Source organism: Nostoc sp. LEGE 12447 (assembly GCF_015206985.1).
In the GTDB taxonomy this organism is placed as follows: domain Bacteria; phylum Cyanobacteriota; class Cyanobacteriia; order Cyanobacteriales; family Nostocaceae; genus Nostoc.
Map to the genome: position 1 here is coordinate 44,171 of NZ_JADEXT010000017.1, position 17,667 is coordinate 61,837.

The following is a 17,667-nucleotide window of genomic DNA, read 5'->3' on the forward strand; positions in this document are numbered from 1 at the left end:
AATTTCTCTCATGATGACAAATTTGCATGTTAAGTTTCGCTTTTTATTGGCTGCGGTAGTCAAAACCTAGTTTATTTCTCACTTTGCAACCGATCGCCTGCTGCGAAAGCGATCTTTGCAATTTCCAAAATATTTGTATTAATTTTTACACAGTTTAGGTAAGGCTAAGATTCTTTATCAAAGTCAAATTTTTAACGAACCGCAGAGGCGCAGAGGAAGCAGAGAGAAGAGAAGAAATGCTTAACCCAAGCTTATTGGGCAGTCGTTTATTGAATTCAGGCAGTCGTTTATTGAATTCGGGCGATTGTTTATTGGATTCGGGCGGTTGTTTATTGAATTCGGGTGATCGTTTATTGAATTCGGGCGATCGTTTATTGAATTCAGGCGGTTGTTTATTGAATTCGGGCAGTTGTTTATTGAATTCAGGCAGTCGTTTATTGAATTCGGATAATCCTCAATAAATTCACGCAATAAATAAAATGCTTTTTGTGCTAAATATTTTTAATAATACTGAATATTGCGGGTGTTAATCACCTTGGTTTTGTTTATCCTAATGGTGTAAAGACAAGGATATAAGCCAGTTTTTATCCTAGTGCATGATTAACAAAAGGAAAGTTATTTATGTCACGTCCAAAACGTGGGTCTAAAGTACTTGATAGGGCACAGCGTCGGATTGCGGCTTTGAAATCGATTAGTTCCACCTTAGATTTAGGCAATGGAGTCACTATTGACACCTTTGCCGCCGCCATCAAAAAAACACAGGACAAATTGGAAGCTTATAACTCCAGCCTCTCCACGGTGGATCTAACTCAGGGAACCAATTAGCCGAAAAGTCACTGATGGAACTAACAGAACATGCCTTAGTCAGCGTAGCTGCAAGGTATGGCAAGAATAGCGATGAGTACAAAATGGCAGGGGGCGTTCGTCGCAGCGAACGCAAGCGTCCAGTGCGGAAGCCTAAGCAAGAGGTTGTTATTTGATAAAGACAATACATTTGGGTTTTTTGACACTCTCCCGAATTCAAATCGGGAGATTCTTAGTTAGGTGGTGAACGAATAGAAAAAAGATAGCATTTAAATAGCGATCGCTTGAGTTTTAGAGAAATATGGCGTAGACGCATAGCAGGTTGTCGTTAGACATGGCTCGGCATTGAACCGGAAGCTTAGGTATTTGGCTGATTGGTATGAGAAAAACCCCCGTTGATTTAGAGAACTTTATAAAACCCTAAATTTGAGAGAAAATTTAATAATCGTAATTAGAGTAAATTTAAATGCACGTTATTAGTCGCAGAATTCTACGAGAATTTTGTGAAGCACATTCAGATACAAGGGAAGGACTTTATGATTGATATAGGGTAGCAACTAAAGCTGAATGGAAAAATCTGCTTGAAGTTCAGGCTATTTATCCAAAAGCAGAAGCAGTTGGTAACTTCACTGTGTTTAATATTAAAGGAAACAATTACCGTTTGATTGCTGATATTGTTTACGAAACTCAAAGAATCTATATTAAATATGTCCTGACTCACGCTGAATATGATAAGGATAAATGACCCGTACTTTTAATCCAGAATTTTATGGTAAATTGCTAGCCGAGTATCAGCCAAAAATCATTACCACAGATGCAGAAAACGAACAAGCGATCGCACTCGCATTAACCTTAGAACATCGTCCCAATCGTACACCAGAAGAAGAAATGCTGTTGCAACTGTTGGTAACTTTAATTGAGCAGTTTGAAGAAACCCATTACCCAATTCTCCAAGGTACACCCAATTCGATGTTAGTACATCTAATGGACGCACGCGATACTACAACCGAAGCATTAGCTGAGGTAATTGGTTCATTGGAAATTGCCTTGCAAATTGTTAATGGCGATCGCACTATTAGTAAAACTCAAGCAGAAGCTTTGGCAGACTATTTTAATGTAGATATCAGTTTATTTAGCTAGCTTATCTTCCATAACAACACTGTTAAAACCAGCGCTTGGTATTGAGCCGGAAATTTAATATTTTGGTATGAGGTGAAAGGTGCGTAGACGCGCAGCAACTTGTTGTTAGACATCGCTTCTCTACTCGATACAACAACTACAAAATCTTTTGCCAGTTAGCTTCTAGAGCTTGAGTAAGCTATGTACCTGTATTAAAAATCCTATGTCCTAACCATCCCAAACCCAAGCCTAGACTAGAAGTGCTAGCTAAAATTAGAAAAGTATTAACCTTGCTAAAAGATTCTAGTAATTTATCTCCAGCCACGGCCAGAGCCAAAGCCCAAGCCCCAACCACAGTCAAAGACACAGCCCAAGCCCAAGCCCAAGCCCAAGCCCAAGCCACAGTTGAAGACACAGCCACAGTCCAAGCTACAAATCCAGCCCAAGCCACAAGCCCAGCCCAAGCCACAGCCTTAGCCCAAGCCACAGCCCAAGCTTCAGCCACAGCCACAGCCACAGCCCAAATTATGTACGGAGCCTTAAACGCTGCTAACAAATAGCCTGTGAATAGGTAGCTTAACAATACACCAACCAACCAGCCCCAAGGAATAATTCTAGGTGGTTTAGTAGTTGGTTTAACTAGAATTGGCTTTGAAGGTAGCTTGGCTTTGGAAGGAACAACTTCTTTTCTATGAACTGGATCAACAAGTGGTGGAGGCTTTGCTTTTGGTGCTTCTAACATTGCCAACCATGCCTGCATTGACTGAGGGCGGTCTTTTGCCTCCAGCGCCATACCCTTGAGAATTGCTTGATTTAATTGATTGCTGATGCTTGGATTAATTTGTTTAGGTGGAATCAGGAAAGTATTGTCTAGCTTGCGAGCCAGAGAACTTGTAGGGCGTTGACCTGTCACCCCATAATAGAGTGTGGCAACCAGACAGTAAACATCGACCGTTGGATCTCGACTACCTCTGCTCATCTGCTCATAGGGCGCAAATCCCTCATTACCTGCAATACCCTTTGAACTCAAAGTTTTAGGCACGAGTTCTTTAGCAATGCCAAAGTCAATCAGAACTGCTTTGCCATTACTCCGCAACATGATATTTCCGGGATGGGCATCTCTATGTACTAAACCTGCCTGATGCACTACCACTAAAGCTTCTCCAATCTGGCGGATACAGGGTAAAATCTCTGCTTCTGGTAACGCCCCTCTACGTTTTACTGCCTCAAACAAATTTTCTCCCGGTACAAAATCCATCACCAAGCAATGGATAGTACCTTCCTTAAACAAGTCAATCACTCCCACAATATGAGGATGAGGGTCTTCAGATAAACGTGCAAGTATCCGCCCTTCTTGGATAAATCGGTCTATATACTTGTCATATTCTGGGTCATGGCTGAGATATTCATTTGGTGTCTTGATGACTACTGTCTGGTTTAGCTCAATATGCAATGCCTTATAAGTAATCCCAAATCCCCCTTGTCCAAGGACTTTATCAATTACATATTTGCCACCTTGTAATCGTTGTCCATCTGTCCAAGGCATGAAAACCCCTAAATAATTCGTAATTCGTAATTCGTAATTAAAACAGTTTAAAAAAGCTGGATATGGGTGTTTTTTATGACTTAAGTGTGTTTCATAAATAATACAGTTTTGCAGAATTTTGCACAATACACAATGAAAGTTGAACTAAATCTACGGTGTTTTTGTAGATGATGGACTGGGAGACTGTGACGGTTGATTAAATTGATTGACAATAGGAATCCAAGAAGGTATAGCTGCAAGTAAGCTTACAAAAGCAGCGATCGCAGCTATCACCACTCCCCAAATCTGAATTTTTCGCTCCCAATTTGAGTTGGTGTTAGAGGATACAGTTGAAACAGGCTGAGGAGTTTCTCCAGTCAACCCCAAAGAGTCGAGCCATTCTCGCATTGATTGAGGACGCTGCTTAAAATCTAGCTTCATCCCTGTTAAAATTGCGCGGTTGGTGCGATCGCTAATCTGAGGATTATGTTCTTTTGGAGCTACTAAACGAGCGTTATCTACCTTCCGTTTAAACGCATCCACTGGTGTTTTTCCGGTTAGAAGCACATAAAGAGTTGCCGCCAGAGAATAAATATCGCTATATGCCCCTGTTGGTTTAGTATGTTGAGCATAAAGCTCAGGAGGTGTAAATCCTTCAGAAGTTTCCTTGGTTCGATTTGTGGTTAAGATGTGGTCAAAATCCAGAGCTAAACCAAAATCGATTAGCACCGCTTCCGGGTGTCCTTCTCGCACCCGCAAAAAAATGTTTCCTGGATGTACATCTCGATGAATCAATCGATTTTCATGCACAACTATTAAAGCTTCACCAATTTGCTGAATATAACGTAGTGCCTCTTGTTCAGAAAGAACTTGTTGGCGACGATCAGCTAAACTGACTCCATCTACATACTCCATTACCAAACACAAACGGTCTGCTTCTTCAAAGGAGTCTACGACCTCCACAATATACTTATGCTTACACTTCTGAAGCTTTAAAGCCTCCCGCAAAAACATTGTCTTTAGCCGTCCGCGCTCCGGCTGGTTAAGGGAATTTAGTAAATCATCATTTAAAGTTTTAATGACTTGGCGATCGCTATTCCTGTTTCTTACCAAATAAGTAATACCAAACCGTCCCCTTCCCAATTCCTTTTCAATTTTATATTTGCCACCTTGCAACGGATCACCTGCTACCCAAGCCATCTTTGCAACTCCCACAATATTTGTATTAATTTTCACATAAGAAAGCCCGAAGAACTGAAACCTAGCTTTACAGAAACAGCGCTATGTCTCTGAATAAGACTTTTTGCGTCTACACTTGCTAAACTAATTTCAAATCTCGAATAAAAGCAGCGAAAAAAACCATAAAATTATGGCTCAAATCTTAGTTGAAAATTTAGATCCCATTATTCTAGAAAAGCTAGAAACTATTGCTAAACAACACGGTAGGTCTTTGCAAGAAGAACTAAAACAGATCCTACAACAAGCGGCTGAAAAAGCGACACATTACCACACTGGCAGCGACATGGAAAGAACCAGAGAAGCTGTAGCACGCGCTCAAGTTAGATATACAGGAAAAATTTTCAGTGATAGTACTGAACTCATCCGCGAGGACAGAGAGCGGTGAGCCAGTATGTTTTAGATGCTAGCATTGCTATAAAGTGGTTTATCCCTGAAGTCTACTCTGATGCAGCTAGACGTTTAGTAGCAAGTAATCATACTTTCTTAGTTCCAGATTTTTTCTTTCCAGAAGTGGGAAACGTCTTGTGGAAAAGAGTCCGTCGCGGTGAAGACACTGCTGAAAATGCAAGACAAACATTAACAGATTTAAATGCAGTTCCTGTAGAGGTGTATTTATCTCAGCCGTTAATGCCACTTGCTTTAGATATTGCCCTTCAGACAGATCGTGCAGTGTATGACAGTTTATACTTAGCTCTTGCTATTACTCAACAATGCCAGATGGTAACAGCAGACGAAAAATTTTACAATGCACTTAGAAGCAGTACTTACATCAGTCATCTTTTATGGGTGGAGAATATTTAGATAGCCTTGATGTAGCCTACCGCAGGTATCTCCCTCCTTCCACTGCTAAACTAAAAAACAACCTTTACTCCTGCAAAGGTAGTCTTATGACCTCTGCAACCGACCCATCCACCGCTCTCACACCGTTCCCAGACCATACGCAGCTACCAGAGTCTGACGGTACATTCGTAAAAAACTTTCAGGAACATCCCCAAAGCATTCTGCTAACGGACTCTATTAAACCGATATTACAAAAACGTCATCCTGATGGGCAATACTGTATTGGTCAAGATAGCGGTATCTACTGGCGCATCACTGACCCCCCAGAAAAAGGCGCAGAAGCACCAGACTGGTTTTATGTAGGAAATGTACCACCTACTCTGGATGGGCAAACGCGGAGGTCTTATGTATTATGGCGAGAGTTTATTGCCCCATTGATTGCATTAGAATTTGTCTCTGGTGATGGTAGTGAGGAGCGAGATAAAACTCCTTGGAAGGGGAAATTTTGGATTTATGAGCAGGTGATTCGTCCTCCCTTCTACGGCATTTATGAAGTGAATAAAGCCAGCGTAGAAGTTTATGAATTAATTGGGGGACAATATCAGTTATTAACAGCAAATGAACGCGGACATTATCCCATACATCCTTTAGGAGTTGAGTTAGGGATTTGGCAGGGACAATATTATAATATGGAATTACCTTGGTTACGCTGGTGGGATTTGCAAGGTAATTTGCTGTTGACTGGTGAAGAAAGAGCTGAACGCTTGGCTGCTCAATTGCGATCGCTAGGTATCGAACCAGAAGCCTAGATTTTTGGATGAAGTGGCCCCACATTTGCGATTTTATAACCAGTGGGATAGCTGGGAATAGGAGAGTCAATATAAAAATTAGGGTGATTCCGAGGTGGGAATAACCGGATTAATTTAGCTCGGATTTTTAGTAGACTTACCATAGCCGATCGCAGCAATGGCGAAGGATAGGGAAAACCAAAGGCATCGAGCATTGGCTCATCCAGTAAAGCGTAGATACCTGGCTTGATGGCAGAACGCATCCACGAAGGAAACCAACTCAAAAATAAATCGCGTGTAGCTTCCCCAACTTGACGATTTGTATCTGAATAGCGAAAGTTTTGGCGTTCGTAGTCAAGGTTATAGCGCTCCAATTCTTCGTAGGTTTCAGGGATGTTCTGAATCTGCATTTGCTTACCTACTTCTCGCCAGAAGTAAAAAGACGCTAATTTTTCTTGTTCGCACATCAGCCGCCAACCAAACCGCGCATTCCAACGGATAGGCTCGAAAATGAAGGTTGAAAGTACATACAGGAAATCACCGTTGTCAATCTTGAAGCGTCCGTGTAGGGCATTCATGCGTTGCAGGGCTTCTTTGCCGCGATCGCTATCATAGCCCCACTTAATCATCTCTCCAACAATTATTGACGTATCATCGTAGCGTTTTTGCGGACAATGGGTAAATTCTCCTGTCTGATTCAGCAATTTAGAAATACTAGGAACGCAATAAGTTCGCATTAAAGCTACTTCGAGCGATCGCGTCATATCCCAAGGAAACTCATAGCCATTCATCAAGCTATAAATCCGGCAATGATCTTGCACTGGGTCAAGTTGCTGAATTAGGTGAAAATTTTTATAGCGATTGAGAAGCATCTGAAATTTCTCTGTATAAATTCAGTTATTTATTGACATCTAGCAACCGCGAAGTTTCTAAACGACTCATCCACTTCTCTAAATAAACTCGATTACCTTTTTCCTCATTTGGATCTTTAGTGTCCAAAGGATAAGGCATCAGTCCCAAAATCGTTGCTGTTGTCACGCAAAACATCGATTTTTGGAAACTCATACAAATTTGTACCCGCAAATCATCTTCACCCCGAAGACTGCGACGATAAATTTCATGCAAATACTCTGGAAGATAATGACGCATATCTTGCATCAACAAGGTAGGAGGAATACCCGCGCCGCCGATGGGCAAAGGATCGGCGTACAATGCGCCATACTGAAATCGCGTTTGATCTGGGGGAATTTGATAACCTTGGGCGTTGTATGAAACTGTACCGTGGAAAGGAGTTCCCCGGAAGAATACTGCTTCTACATAAGGTATTGCTGTATCTGCTAAGAAAGTCAAACCAACGCTTTTAGGAATGATTTCATAGACTTCACCCCGAATTTTGACGGCGTAGGTAATTGGGTTTGATGCATTTGCCACTAACCCTGCTTTAATATGTTCTACAACTTCGGAAATCGATTTTATTTTGCCTTGGTCGTAGAGGTCTGATAAGCTGAGGAAGATATCAGCCATGACTCGCCAAAATTGACCTAAACCTGTGTAGTAAGCAGAGACACGCAATTGTTCTGTTAAGAAATCTGGAAACAGTTGGTTAATACCCAAAATTAAGGGATTATTTTTAAATTTTCCGGCAATAACGGCTTGCGCTCTTTCTTTAAATTCTGTTGTATCTAAATATGTATCCAGTCCGCCGCCACCATGCCACATCATGGCTTTCATACAATATTCGGCATACTCAAAATTAATTCGATTATGCCACCAGTGGCGGAGTAATTTCTCAACAGAAACCTCTCCATTAAAGTATTTAAAAAATGGGAAAAATATTAAAAACTGATGCTCGGCAATATAGTTAAGATTTTTTGAGTAGGCATCTAAAACCACACCATAGCTTTTAAGAATACCAACTACTTCTAATACATTTTCTGGACTATTGGGGAGTAATGCTTCTCCTTTTTGCAGCCGTTCAATATACTCAGCTAAGGGATTGTGAGCCGCTTTCTTTTTAATAGTTACCATTGCTATCTCTCCAAAAAGTATAGGGACTGGGTACTGGGGATTGGGTACTGGGTATTGGGTATTGGTTACTGGGGATTAGACATTGGGTATTATGTATTCAGAAAAATCTTCCCTAGTCCCTAATTCCTAGTCCCTAGTCCCCAGTCCTCATTCCCTACTCCCTAATCCTTAGCCCCCATTGCTTTCTCCAAGGACACTGCTACTACTACATTTTGGCTATTCACCATTGCTGTAATTGTTGGTTCAGTCCAGCGTGCTAACCAAGCGGGTTGAATGCCGAAAATCACAATCAACACAGCTAAAATTGCAGCTGGGATGCGATCGCTCCAATACACACGTGGTAAGTTAGTAACTTGTGCAGACAAGCGGCCAAAAAAGGCCCGGTCGAGGAGTATTAGAAAGTAAACCGCAGTTAAGCCAGTACCAAGCATTGATAGTAAAGTTTGCACTGGAAAAACTGGGAAACTGCCCCGAAAAATGATGAATTCGGAAATAAACCCTACCATTCCTGGTATCCCAGCACTGGCCATAACTCCCAAAACCATTAGACTACCAATTACAGGCATACCCCGTTCTGGGTTCAGCAATCCTTGAAGAACATCTAAATCTCGGCTGCCGGCTTTTTTATACACAACCCCTACCAGCAAAAACAGCATGGCGGAAATTAAGCCGTGGCTAATCATCTGCATTACAGCACCTAACACGCTTAATGGTGTAGATGCCGCCGTAGCTAACAGCACATAGCCCATGTGTCCAATGGAACTGTATGCTACCATTTTTTTCATATCGGTTTGAGCGATCGCGCAGGATGCACCATACAATACACTTATCACTGCCCAAGTCGCTAACCAAGGAGCCACATAAGCCCAAGCTTCTGGTAACAAGTTCATACCAAACCGCAGTAAGCCGTAAGTTCCCAACTTCAACAACACCCCAGCCAATAGCACGGAAATTGGTGTGGAAGCTTCAACGTGAGCATCTGGCAACCAAGTATGAAAGGGAACTAAGGGAATTTTAATCCCGAAACCGATCAAAATCCCCCCTAGCAGTAAAAGCTGTGTCGCTAAGGGTAAAGTCGTAGGGTTTAATGTTGCTAGTGCAAAGCTAGAGGAACCACTCAGCCAAACCATGCCGAGGAAACTTGCCAAAATCAAGATTCCCGAAACGGCGGTATAAATAAGAAATTTTGTAGCCGCATAACCCCGCTTTTCCCCACCCCAAATAGCTATCAACAGATATAGCGGAATTAATTCTAATTCGTAAAACAGGAAAAATAACAGTAAATCCTGTGCCAGAAATGCTCCAGTCACTCCAGCGCTCAATAATAGGATCAAAGAGTAATAAAATTTCGGGCGCTGTAGAGATTCATCGCTACTGTAGATGGCAATAGAAGTTAACAGTCCATTCAAAACCAGCAGTGGCAAAGATAAACCATCAATTCCGAGGTTATAGTTTAAACCTAAGACATCTATCCAAGGTACAGACTCAGCAAACTGTTGAGTGATTTCCCCCGGATGGAATTGAATTGCTAGTACGATTGTCCACAAGAAAGCGATAATAGCAAAGACCAAAGCCACGCCACGGGCAAATTTACCATTGATACCAGAGGGCGAGAAACCAATTAAAGCTGCACCGATTAACGGCACTAGAATTAAAACACTAAGCATAAGCAGATATGGAATGGGGAATGGGGAATTGGGAATGGGAAAAAACTCTTACCCAATCACAAATGACAAATGACCAATGACAATATCTTTAAAAAGGCAATTTATCTAGTAAACCCGATGACCAGCCGATAAAGAAAACCAGGACGCTGACAACTGCGAGGATGGTCAACATATAGCCCTGAGATTGCCCAGAAATGCTGTACTTTAAAGTTTGTCCGCCAAAAATCGTCGCAAACCCAACTAAGTTTACTAGACCATCGACTAAATAGCGATCGCTCCAAGCAGAAATTCTAGATAGCAGTGCGACTGCACTCACCACCGTTACGCGATAAACTCGGTCAATATAAAAATCATAACCTAATAAGTCTTGCACAAATCTCCACGCCAAGAATCTAGATCGTGACCAAGCTTTGTGCAGATAAACTGTAGAACCGATAACTACTCCCAGCACAGTAGAAGAAAACAACGCTAATGCTACATACCAATTAATACTTTCCCAATCTGGTAGTAAGTACCATTGCTGTAACATCAAAGGTAAAAGCAGAGTCAAGACTGTGAGAGTCACCATCGGGAAGGCCATTTGCCAACCAACTTCTGGCGTGCGTCGGGTCTTTTGTTGCGGTTTTCCCCAGAAGACTAATCTGAATACTCTAGTTAAGTTCAATGCTGTCAAGCCATTGACCAATAATAAAACCCCAATCACCCAAGGGCTAATATTCACGAAACCGTCTGCCCATCCTAGCATTGCCCAGAAGCTTCCCAATGGTAGAAGTGTTACCATCCCCGCCGAACCGACAATAAAGGCGGTGGTGGTGGCTGGCATCCGTGACCAAAGTCCGCCCATTTCTGTTAAGTCTTGGCTTTGGGTAGTTAAGATGACTGAACCGGAACTCATAAATAATAATGCTTTAGCGATCGCATGAGTTAACAGCAACATCAAGGCCACACCCCCTTGCTGCAACCCTACCGCTAAAAACACTAATCCCATGTATGCACTGGTGGAATGAGATAGCGATCGCTTAATGTCAATTTGAGCTATAGATACTAATGTCGCCCCAATTGACGTTACTGTACCCATGATTACCAAAGCATTCAAGGCAACTGGCGACAGTGCTAACAATGGTTGAAATTTATACAGTAAATAAGCGCCACCAGCGACTACCAGCGAGTTTCGCATTACCGAAGCAGGATTGGGCCCTTCCATCGCCTCATCTAACCACAGGTGCAGTGGGAATTGGGCACATTTTCCAGCCGGCCCAGCAATTAACGCCAACCCCAGCAATGTTGATGTGACTGGGCTTAAATTAGCTGTTTGCGCCCATTCATATAAATCCGAAAAGTTCAAACTACCGGACAAGGTGGAAAGTGTCACCACAGCCATCAGCAGCAACAAGTCTCCTACCCGTTTAGTCCAAAACGCATCTCGCGCCGCCGTCACTACTAGCGGTTGAGCATACCAGAATCCCACTAGCAAGTAAGTCGAAAGTGTCAGAACTTCTAAAAGGGCATAGCTGAGAAACAAAGAATCGCTGATTGCTAGACCAGTCAACGCTGCTTCAAAAAATCCTAGCAACGCAAAAAAACGCGCCAGCGACCAGTCCTTTTCCATGTAACCCAGAGCGTAAACTTGTGCCAGTAAGCTTAAACCTGTAATTAAAACTGTTGCCCCAATACTGACTGGTGAGAGTTCCAAGCTAAAAGATAAGTCTAAATCAGCAGCTTTAAACCACGACACCAGTAGATTTTCTGGTTCTCTATCCCAGATATTTTTAAATACAAATAGACTATGGACAAAGGCCACAACAGTTGTCAACAAGTTTATGTATGCCGCAGGTCTTGGCCCTGTTCGCTGAATTATTCCTATTCCCCAGGGCAACGTCAAAATTGCACCTAATAAGCTATATAAAGGCACAAACCAACTTGTTGAAAATAGAAATTGATCCATTTAAATTTACCTTTATGACTCAGCCTTTATTTTAAAAAATCTTTCAAACAATTATTTATTTAAAAAATAAATTTAGTAAAATATCAACATTTTTTTACTATTGTTTAAACTAAACTATCCAAAGTATTTTTACTTTACTTTCCCCTACTAAACTTTGATAAAATATAACTTTACATACGCAAAAGCATTTACTTGCCTTAACCTAACCTCTGTTTTTACATTTGTATTTCTACTTTGAGCAGAGTAATTTATACGATATATTTGAAAAGATTATATACTTTTCACCTAGTCGTTGTACATCCAGCAAAATTCGAGGAAAGATAGATACAGTAAAAGATACAGCCGCCGCTCTTCCCTCACCAGATAGAATTAGTCTTGGTTATGAATGTCGTTTTGTAAATGTGATAAAGAAATTATAAAGCATAAGTGGCTGCTCAAGTAATTCAGTAAACTTTAATTGCTCAAAAGCCTAGATAAATATTTGTTAAGTTTTTTAAAACTTTCTTATCATAAACTATTATAGTAATTTATATTGCCAGGAACGCCAAGCTTTCCTATGCTTAATTTGGAAGTGTTTTCTTAGCTATAAGATCAGGCTCTCCCCGTCAAAAAATTCAAACGACAGTACAGATTGCATTAATTTTGTAGGAGTTCTGCGATGCCAATTGCAGTTGGAATGATTGAAACGAAAGGCTTTCCAGCAGTTGTGGAAGCTGCTGATGCGATGGTGAAAGCCGCCCGTGTCACCTTAGTAGGGTATGAAAAAATTGGTAGCGCTCGCGTCACCGTGATAGTTCGGGGAGATGTATCGGAAGTGCAAGCTTCTGTAGCTGCTGGGGTTGAAGCGGCAAAAAGAGTATTTGGTGGTGAAGTGTTGTCCACTCACATCATTGCTCGTCCTCACGAGAACCTGGAATACGTCTTGCCGATTCGTTACACCGAAGCTGTGGAACAGTTCCGTACCTAAAAGCTGTTTAAACAAAGTAATTAACGCTCTTTGCTTTTTTGAGCATCACTTTTGTCCAAGGCTAAAAACTTTAAATAGGGATTAAAACTAATGTCAATTGCAGTAGGAATGGTTGAAACGCTGGGCTTTCCAGCAGTAGTGGAAGCTGCTGATGCGATGGTGAAAGCTGCTCGTGTGACTCTAGTCGGGTATGAAAAAATCGGCAGTGGTCGAGTTACAGTAATTGTCCGGGGTGACGTTTCGGAAGTGCAAGCTTCCGTAGCCGCAGGTGTTGAATCAGTGAAGCGAGTCAATGGTGGACAAGTGCTGTCTACTCACATCATTGCTCGTCCTCACGAAAACTTGGAATACGTCCTACCAATTCGTTATACAGAAGACGTAGAGCAATTCCGGGAAAATGTGAACGCAATTCGTCCTTTCGGTAGAAGACCGTAATTTTTAATGCAAGTCGCTAAAGTTCGCGGCACAGTAGTTAGCACCCAAAAAGATCCAAGTCTCAGAGGTGTGAAACTACTGTTGTTACAATTTGTAGATGAAGACGGAAACATCCTCCCACAATATGAGGTAGCAGCAGATAGTGTGGGAGCAGGTGTAGATGAGTGGGTACTTGTCAGTCGTGGCAGTGTTGCTCGTCAAGTTATTGGCAACGAACAGCGACCACTAGATGCAGTGGTAGTGGCGATCATAGATACAATTTATGTTGAAGATCGCATGATTTACAGCAAAAAAGATCAATATCGATAGTCATTTAGTCATTGGTCATTGGTCATTGGTCATTAGTGAACAACAAAGGACAAATGACAACGGACAAATGACTTATGACAATATAGGAGGAATCTCGCAATGGCAGTCCGCAGCACGGCAGCACCCCCAACTCCGTGGTCAAGGAATTTAGCTGAACCCAAAATCCATCAAACTGCTTTTGTACATTCATTCTCCAATCTGATTGGGGATGTACGAATAGGTGCAAATGTAATCGTTGCTCCGGGGACTACGATTAGAGCGGATGAAGGCACACCTTTTTATCTTGGTGAAAACACTAATATTCAAGATGGTGTGGTCATTCATGGGTTAGAGCAAGGTCGAGTAATTGGTGATGACCAAGAGAAATACTCGGTATGGGTAGGTAAAAATGCTTGCATTACCCACATGGCTCTAATTCACGGGCCAGCTTATGTAGGCGATAATTCCTTCATTGGCTTTCGCTCTACAGTGTTTAATGCCAGGGTAGGTGCAGGTTGCATCGTGATGATGCACGCTTTGATTCAAGACGTAGAAATTCCCCCAGGTAAATATGTACCTTCGGGAGCGGTAATTACTAGCCAGCAGCAAGCTGACCGCTTGCCAGATGTGCAAGATCAAGATAAGGAATTTGCTCATCATGTGGTTGGGATTAATCAGGCGCTACGAGCTGGTTATCTTTGTGCTGCGGATAGCAAATGTATAGCACCCATTCGGGATGAGAACGCTAAATCTTATACAGGTAATGGTATTACTGTTTTAGAGTTGGAAAGGAGTAGTGAAGTGGCGAGCAATAGCTTGGGTGCAGAAACAATAGAGCAGTTGCGCTATCTATTGGAACAAGGGTATAAAATTGGTACAGAACACGTAGACCAGAGACGGTTCCGCACGGGTTCTTGGACTAGTTGCCAACCAATTGAACCGAGATCCATCGGTGAAGCGATCGCAGCATTAGAAAGCTGTGTAAGTGACCATAGCGGCGAATATGTCCGCCTGTTTGGTATTGACAAAGATAGACGACGTGTGTTAGAAAGCATCATCCAACGCCCGGATGGTGATTTTAAACCAGCTACCAATTTTAAGGCTCCGGCTAGTAGTCATAGCAATGGCAGCTACAGCAGTAATGGTAATGGTAACGGTAACGGCTCTAGCAGTGGCAAAGTCAATGGCGAAACTGTAGAGCAAATCCGCCAACTTTTGGCAGGTGGTTACAAAATTGGCATGGAACACGTAGACGAGCGCCGTTTCCGTACTGGTTCCTGGACTAGCTGCAAGCCAATTGAAGCAACTTCCATAAATCAAGTAATTTCCGGCTTGGAAGAATGTATACAAAGCCATCAAGGCGAGTATGTGCGTTTAATCGGCATTGATACCAAAGCTAAACGGCGGGTATTAGAAACGATTATCCAACGTCCAAATGGTCAAGTAGCCTCCTCTGGTAGTCAGAAATCATCATTTACTAGCAGCAGTGGAGGCTCTGGAAGTGCTACGGCAACAGCTACCAGTAACCGTTTGAGTACTGAAGTAGTAGACCAACTCCGGCAATTATTGGCTGGTGGGTATAAGATTAGCCTTGAACACGTAGACGAACGACGGTTCCGTACAGGTTCCTGGACTAGTACCGGTCAAATTCAAGCCTCCTCAGAAAGAGAAGCGATCGCAGCCGTAGAAGGGCACCTTGGTGAATACCAAGGGAAATATGTGCGCTTAATTGGTATTGACCCCAAAGCCAAGCGTCGGGTATTAGAAACGATTATCCAACGTCCAAATGACCAAGTAGCCTCCTCTGGCAGTCAGAAATCATTTACTAGCAGTGCGCCTTCTGCTACAGCTACAGCAACAGCTACCAGTACCCGCTTGAGTGCTGAAGTTGTAGGCCAACTCCGACAATTATTGGCTGGCGGCTCTAAAATTAGCCTTGAACACGTAGACCAACGGCGGTTCCGTACAGGTTCCTGGACGAGTACCGGTCAGATCCAAGCCTCCTCAGAAAGAGAAGCGATCGCCGCCGTAGAAGCACACCTTGGCGAATACCAAGGTGAATATGTGCGCTTAATTGGTATTGACCCCAAAGCCAAGCGTCGGGTATTAGAAACGATTATCCAAAGACCATAGCAGGTACTGAGGAATGGGGAATAGGGAATGGGAAATAGGGAGTGGGGAATAGGGAATGGGGCATTGGGCATTAATCAATAATTCTGCCTCCCTTGCCTCCCCTGCTCCCCCTGCCTCCTCTGCTCCCCCTGCTCTCCCTCCCCTGCTCCCCCTACCTCCCCTGCTCCTCATCCCCACTCCGGCTTCCGAGGTTAAAATTTTCATGTCTGTGCTGTCACTGCGCCTCAGCAATAATTTTGATTCTTACATTAGTGGTGAGGTGACTATTCATCCAAGCGCAGTACTTGCACCTGGGGTGATCCTTCAAGCGGCTGAAAACAGCAAGATCATCATTGGGCCAGGGGTCTGTATTGGCATGGGAGCCATTCTCCAAGTCCATGAAGGAACCCTAGAGGTAGAAGCGGGGGCAAACCTGGGAGCCGGTTTTTTGATGGTTGGCAAGGGCAAAATTGGAGCAAATGCTTGCATTGGTTCAGCAACAACAGTTTTTAACTATTCAGTTGAACCTGGACAAGTAGTTCCACCTGGATCGATTTTAGGAGACACCAGTCGGCAAATTGCTCAAACAAAGCAGCCGGAACCATCCACGAATAACCCTACGGCTACAAGTGCGCCACCGCAGAAGGAAGAAGAAAATGGCTCAGGAGAAGTTAAGGAAAAGGTAACTTCCTCAACTAACTTCTCAGCTGCGGCTTTTGTGGATTTCAAACAAAATAAGTCGATTTCTTACTTTAAATCTCCCGCCACTCCTGAAAGTCAGCCTTCTACCGTGGAGGAACCAGCCAAGGATGCTGAACCCCCCTTGCAAGAACCCACCCAAGAGCCTACAAAACCTGACTCAGACCCCAATCAGCTAACTACAGAATCCCCTAACGGTTTCGGGACTCAGATTTATGGACAAGGGAGCATAAGCAGACTGTTGACTACATTGTTTCCTCATAGACAATCCTTAAGCAACCCAAACTCTGACGATTAGTCCGAGTAAGTGTTAATTGTAAGTTGTAGGCTTTGTGATTATCTGGGAAAGTTCAAATGGAAACATCTAATCAACGGTCTATGAAAGCCATCGAAGGAACGAGTCATCGAGACACCTTCCAGGATACTGCTTTAGGTTTAGTTTCTACCCGCAGCTTTCCAGCAATAGTTGGGACGGCGGATATGATGCTGAAATCAGCAGGAGTTCACCTAGTTGGGTATGAAAAAATAGGTGGCGGATATTGTACTGCGATCGTCCGGGGTGGAATTGCTGACGTGCGTCTAGCTGTAGAATCTGGTGTGCAAACAGCTGAACAGTTTGGTCAGTTAGTTTCTAGCTTAGTGATTCCTCGGCCTTATCCTAATTTAGATATAGTACTTCCCATCACAACCCGTTTTACTAAATTGATGGAAGAGGGTAATTCTAGCCGTCTGAGTAATCAAGCAATTGGTTTGGTAGAAACGCGAGGATTTCCAGCGATGGTAGGTGCGTGTGATGCCATGCTCAAAGCTGCTGATGTTCATTTAGCAGCCTACGAAAAAATTGGTGGGGGTTTGTGTACAGCCATTATTCGTGGTTCCGTAGCAAATGTGGCGGTAGCAGTGGAAGCGGGAATGTTTGAAGCAGAACGCATTGGAGAATTAAATGCAGTGATGGTAATTCCGCGACCACTAGACGAAATGGAGCAAACTTTACCATTAGCAAGCTGCTGGATAGAAACACAGCAGCCTTTAAACTTGCCAGTAAATATTAAAGAACAAGTTGCCGAAATAGAAGTGCTAAGATTACCAGATTTAACTAAGCTACCTACAAAAATTGCAGAAGTTGTAGAAGAATTATGGAATGATGAATGATGATAGATGAATTTGGGAAAATCATCATTCATCGGGAAGTGGAAGGGATCTTACGCTTTTCTTGTTGTTTTGATAATAACTTCTTCAATCTATAAATAAAATACCTTTATTTTAATAGA

The 17,667-nt window shown here is 42.7% G+C and carries 19 protein-coding genes and 2 pseudogenes; 14 read left to right on the top strand and 7 right to left on the bottom strand.

Features of this window, described 5'->3' with window-relative positions; all coding sequences use genetic code 11:
• Positions 1 to 621: 621 nt before the first annotated feature.
• The 4 genes from IQ274_RS36595 to IQ274_RS18270 all read left to right on the top strand — a co-directional run bounded on the left by IQ274_RS36595 (position 622) and on the right by IQ274_RS18270 (position 1,944).
• Positions 622 to 825, top strand: a complete 204-nt coding sequence (locus IQ274_RS36595; protein ID WP_228058242.1) for a hypothetical protein — start codon at positions 622 to 624, stop codon at positions 823 to 825.
• Positions 826 to 839: 14 nt separating this feature from the next.
• Positions 840 to 980, top strand: coding sequence for a hypothetical protein (locus IQ274_RS36600; protein ID WP_228058243.1), 141 nt, complete (start codon positions 840 to 842; stop codon positions 978 to 980).
• Between the two features lie 419 nt (positions 981 to 1,399).
• Positions 1,400 to 1,549 (top strand): type II toxin-antitoxin system HigB family toxin, encoded by a 150-nt coding sequence (locus tag IQ274_RS37745; protein ID WP_322745241.1) that lies wholly within the window; start codon positions 1,400 to 1,402, stop codon positions 1,547 to 1,549.
• Complete coding sequence (locus tag IQ274_RS18270; protein ID WP_194143048.1) at positions 1,546 to 1,944, top strand: helix-turn-helix domain-containing protein; 399 nt, start codon at positions 1,546 to 1,548, stop codon at positions 1,942 to 1,944. The genes IQ274_RS37745 and IQ274_RS18270 overlap by 4 nt, the downstream gene beginning before the upstream one ends.
• A gap of 178 nt (positions 1,945 to 2,122) precedes the next feature.
• Here the strand turns inward: IQ274_RS18270 and IQ274_RS18275 are convergent, their stop codons facing one another.
• Together IQ274_RS18275 and IQ274_RS18280 are read right to left on the bottom strand one after the other, a co-directional pair.
• A complete protein-coding gene (locus IQ274_RS18275) occupies positions 2,123 to 3,469 on the bottom strand; it encodes a serine/threonine protein kinase (RefSeq protein WP_194143049.1) in 1,347 nt (448 codons plus the stop codon).
• Between the two features lie 150 nt (positions 3,470 to 3,619).
• On the bottom strand, positions 3,620 to 4,648 hold the full coding sequence (locus tag IQ274_RS18280; protein ID WP_194143084.1) for a serine/threonine protein kinase: 1,029 nt from the start codon (positions 4,646 to 4,648) through the stop codon (positions 3,620 to 3,622).
• Between the two features lie 169 nt (positions 4,649 to 4,817).
• On the opposite strand from IQ274_RS18280, the gene IQ274_RS18285 reads away from it, so the two are divergent.
• The 3 genes from IQ274_RS18285 (at position 4,818) to IQ274_RS18295 (ending at position 6,276) form a co-directional block, all read left to right on the top strand.
• The gene (locus IQ274_RS18285) at positions 4,818 to 5,072 is read left to right on the top strand and encodes a FitA-like ribbon-helix-helix domain-containing protein (protein WP_194143050.1); all 255 of its coding nucleotides are present in this window, start codon (positions 4,818 to 4,820) and stop codon (positions 5,070 to 5,072) included.
• Entirely contained in the window at positions 5,069 to 5,488 is a 420-nt protein-coding gene (locus tag IQ274_RS18290; RefSeq protein ID WP_194143051.1) for a type II toxin-antitoxin system VapC family toxin, read from the top strand. Before IQ274_RS18285 ends, IQ274_RS18290 begins: the two co-directional genes overlap by 4 nt.
• 86 nt (positions 5,489 to 5,574) lie before the next feature.
• Complete coding sequence (locus IQ274_RS18295) at positions 5,575 to 6,276, top strand: Uma2 family endonuclease (protein ID WP_194143052.1); 702 nt, start codon at positions 5,575 to 5,577, stop codon at positions 6,274 to 6,276.
• Here IQ274_RS18295 and IQ274_RS18300 read toward each other — a convergent pair.
• The 4 genes from IQ274_RS18300 to IQ274_RS18315 all read right to left on the bottom strand — a co-directional run bounded on the left by IQ274_RS18300 (position 6,273) and on the right by IQ274_RS18315 (position 11,895).
• Positions 6,273 to 7,127 (bottom strand): oxygenase MpaB family protein, encoded by an 855-nt coding sequence (locus tag IQ274_RS18300; protein ID WP_194143053.1) that lies wholly within the window; start codon positions 7,125 to 7,127, stop codon positions 6,273 to 6,275. The genes IQ274_RS18295 and IQ274_RS18300 overlap by 4 nt on opposite strands.
• A gap of 25 nt (positions 7,128 to 7,152) precedes the next feature.
• Positions 7,153 to 8,283 carry a CO2 hydration protein gene (locus IQ274_RS18305; RefSeq protein ID WP_194143054.1) on the bottom strand — a complete coding sequence of 377 codons (1,131 nt, stop codon included), beginning with the start codon at positions 8,281 to 8,283 and terminating at the stop codon, positions 7,153 to 7,155.
• A gap of 161 nt (positions 8,284 to 8,444) precedes the next feature.
• A complete protein-coding gene (locus tag IQ274_RS18310) occupies positions 8,445 to 9,950 on the bottom strand; it encodes an NADH-quinone oxidoreductase subunit M (protein WP_194143055.1) in 1,506 nt (501 codons plus the stop codon).
• Positions 9,951 to 10,038: 88 nt separating this feature from the next.
• On the bottom strand, positions 10,039 to 11,895 hold the full coding sequence (locus tag IQ274_RS18315; protein WP_163930577.1) for an NAD(P)H-quinone oxidoreductase subunit F: 1,857 nt from the start codon (positions 11,893 to 11,895) through the stop codon (positions 10,039 to 10,041).
• A gap of 658 nt (positions 11,896 to 12,553) precedes the next feature.
• On the opposite strand from IQ274_RS18315, the gene IQ274_RS18320 reads away from it, so the two are divergent.
• From IQ274_RS18320 to IQ274_RS38035, 5 genes and pseudogenes are all read left to right on the top strand, one after another.
• The gene (locus IQ274_RS18320; RefSeq protein WP_012410633.1) at positions 12,554 to 12,862 is read left to right on the top strand and encodes a carbon dioxide-concentrating mechanism protein CcmK; all 309 of its coding nucleotides are present in this window, start codon (positions 12,554 to 12,556) and stop codon (positions 12,860 to 12,862) included.
• Between the two features lie 90 nt (positions 12,863 to 12,952).
• A complete protein-coding gene (locus tag IQ274_RS18325; protein WP_010995041.1) occupies positions 12,953 to 13,297 on the top strand; it encodes a carbon dioxide-concentrating mechanism protein CcmK in 345 nt (114 codons plus the stop codon).
• 6 nt (positions 13,298 to 13,303) lie between these two features.
• Positions 13,304 to 13,606 carry a EutN/CcmL family microcompartment protein gene (locus tag IQ274_RS18330; RefSeq protein ID WP_012410634.1) on the top strand — a complete coding sequence of 101 codons (303 nt, stop codon included), beginning with the start codon at positions 13,304 to 13,306 and terminating at the stop codon, positions 13,604 to 13,606.
• A 99-nt stretch (positions 13,607 to 13,705) separates the two neighbouring features.
• Positions 13,706 to 15,370: pseudogene (locus IQ274_RS18335) on the top strand (ribulose bisphosphate carboxylase small subunit); the annotation flags it as partial.
• A 150-nt stretch (positions 15,371 to 15,520) separates the two neighbouring features.
• Positions 15,521 to 15,718 (top strand): annotated as a pseudogene (locus tag IQ274_RS38035) (ribulose bisphosphate carboxylase small subunit); the annotation flags it as partial.
• On the opposite strand, the gene IQ274_RS18340 reads toward IQ274_RS38035, so the two are convergent.
• The gene (locus IQ274_RS18340; protein ID WP_194143057.1) at positions 15,692 to 15,922 is read right to left on the bottom strand and encodes a hypothetical protein; all 231 of its coding nucleotides are present in this window, start codon (positions 15,920 to 15,922) and stop codon (positions 15,692 to 15,694) included. The pseudogene IQ274_RS38035 and the gene IQ274_RS18340 overlap by 27 nt on opposite strands.
• Between IQ274_RS18340 and IQ274_RS18345 the strand changes: the two genes are divergently transcribed.
• A complete protein-coding gene (locus tag IQ274_RS18345) occupies positions 15,921 to 16,694 on the top strand; it encodes a transferase (protein ID WP_163930152.1) in 774 nt (257 codons plus the stop codon). The genes IQ274_RS18340 and IQ274_RS18345 overlap by 2 nt on opposite strands.
• Before the next feature lie 56 nt (positions 16,695 to 16,750).
• On the top strand, positions 16,751 to 17,548 hold the full coding sequence (locus IQ274_RS18350; RefSeq protein WP_114082839.1) for a BMC domain-containing protein: 798 nt from the start codon (positions 16,751 to 16,753) through the stop codon (positions 17,546 to 17,548).
• The last annotated feature ends 119 nt before the right edge of the window (positions 17,549 to 17,667 follow it).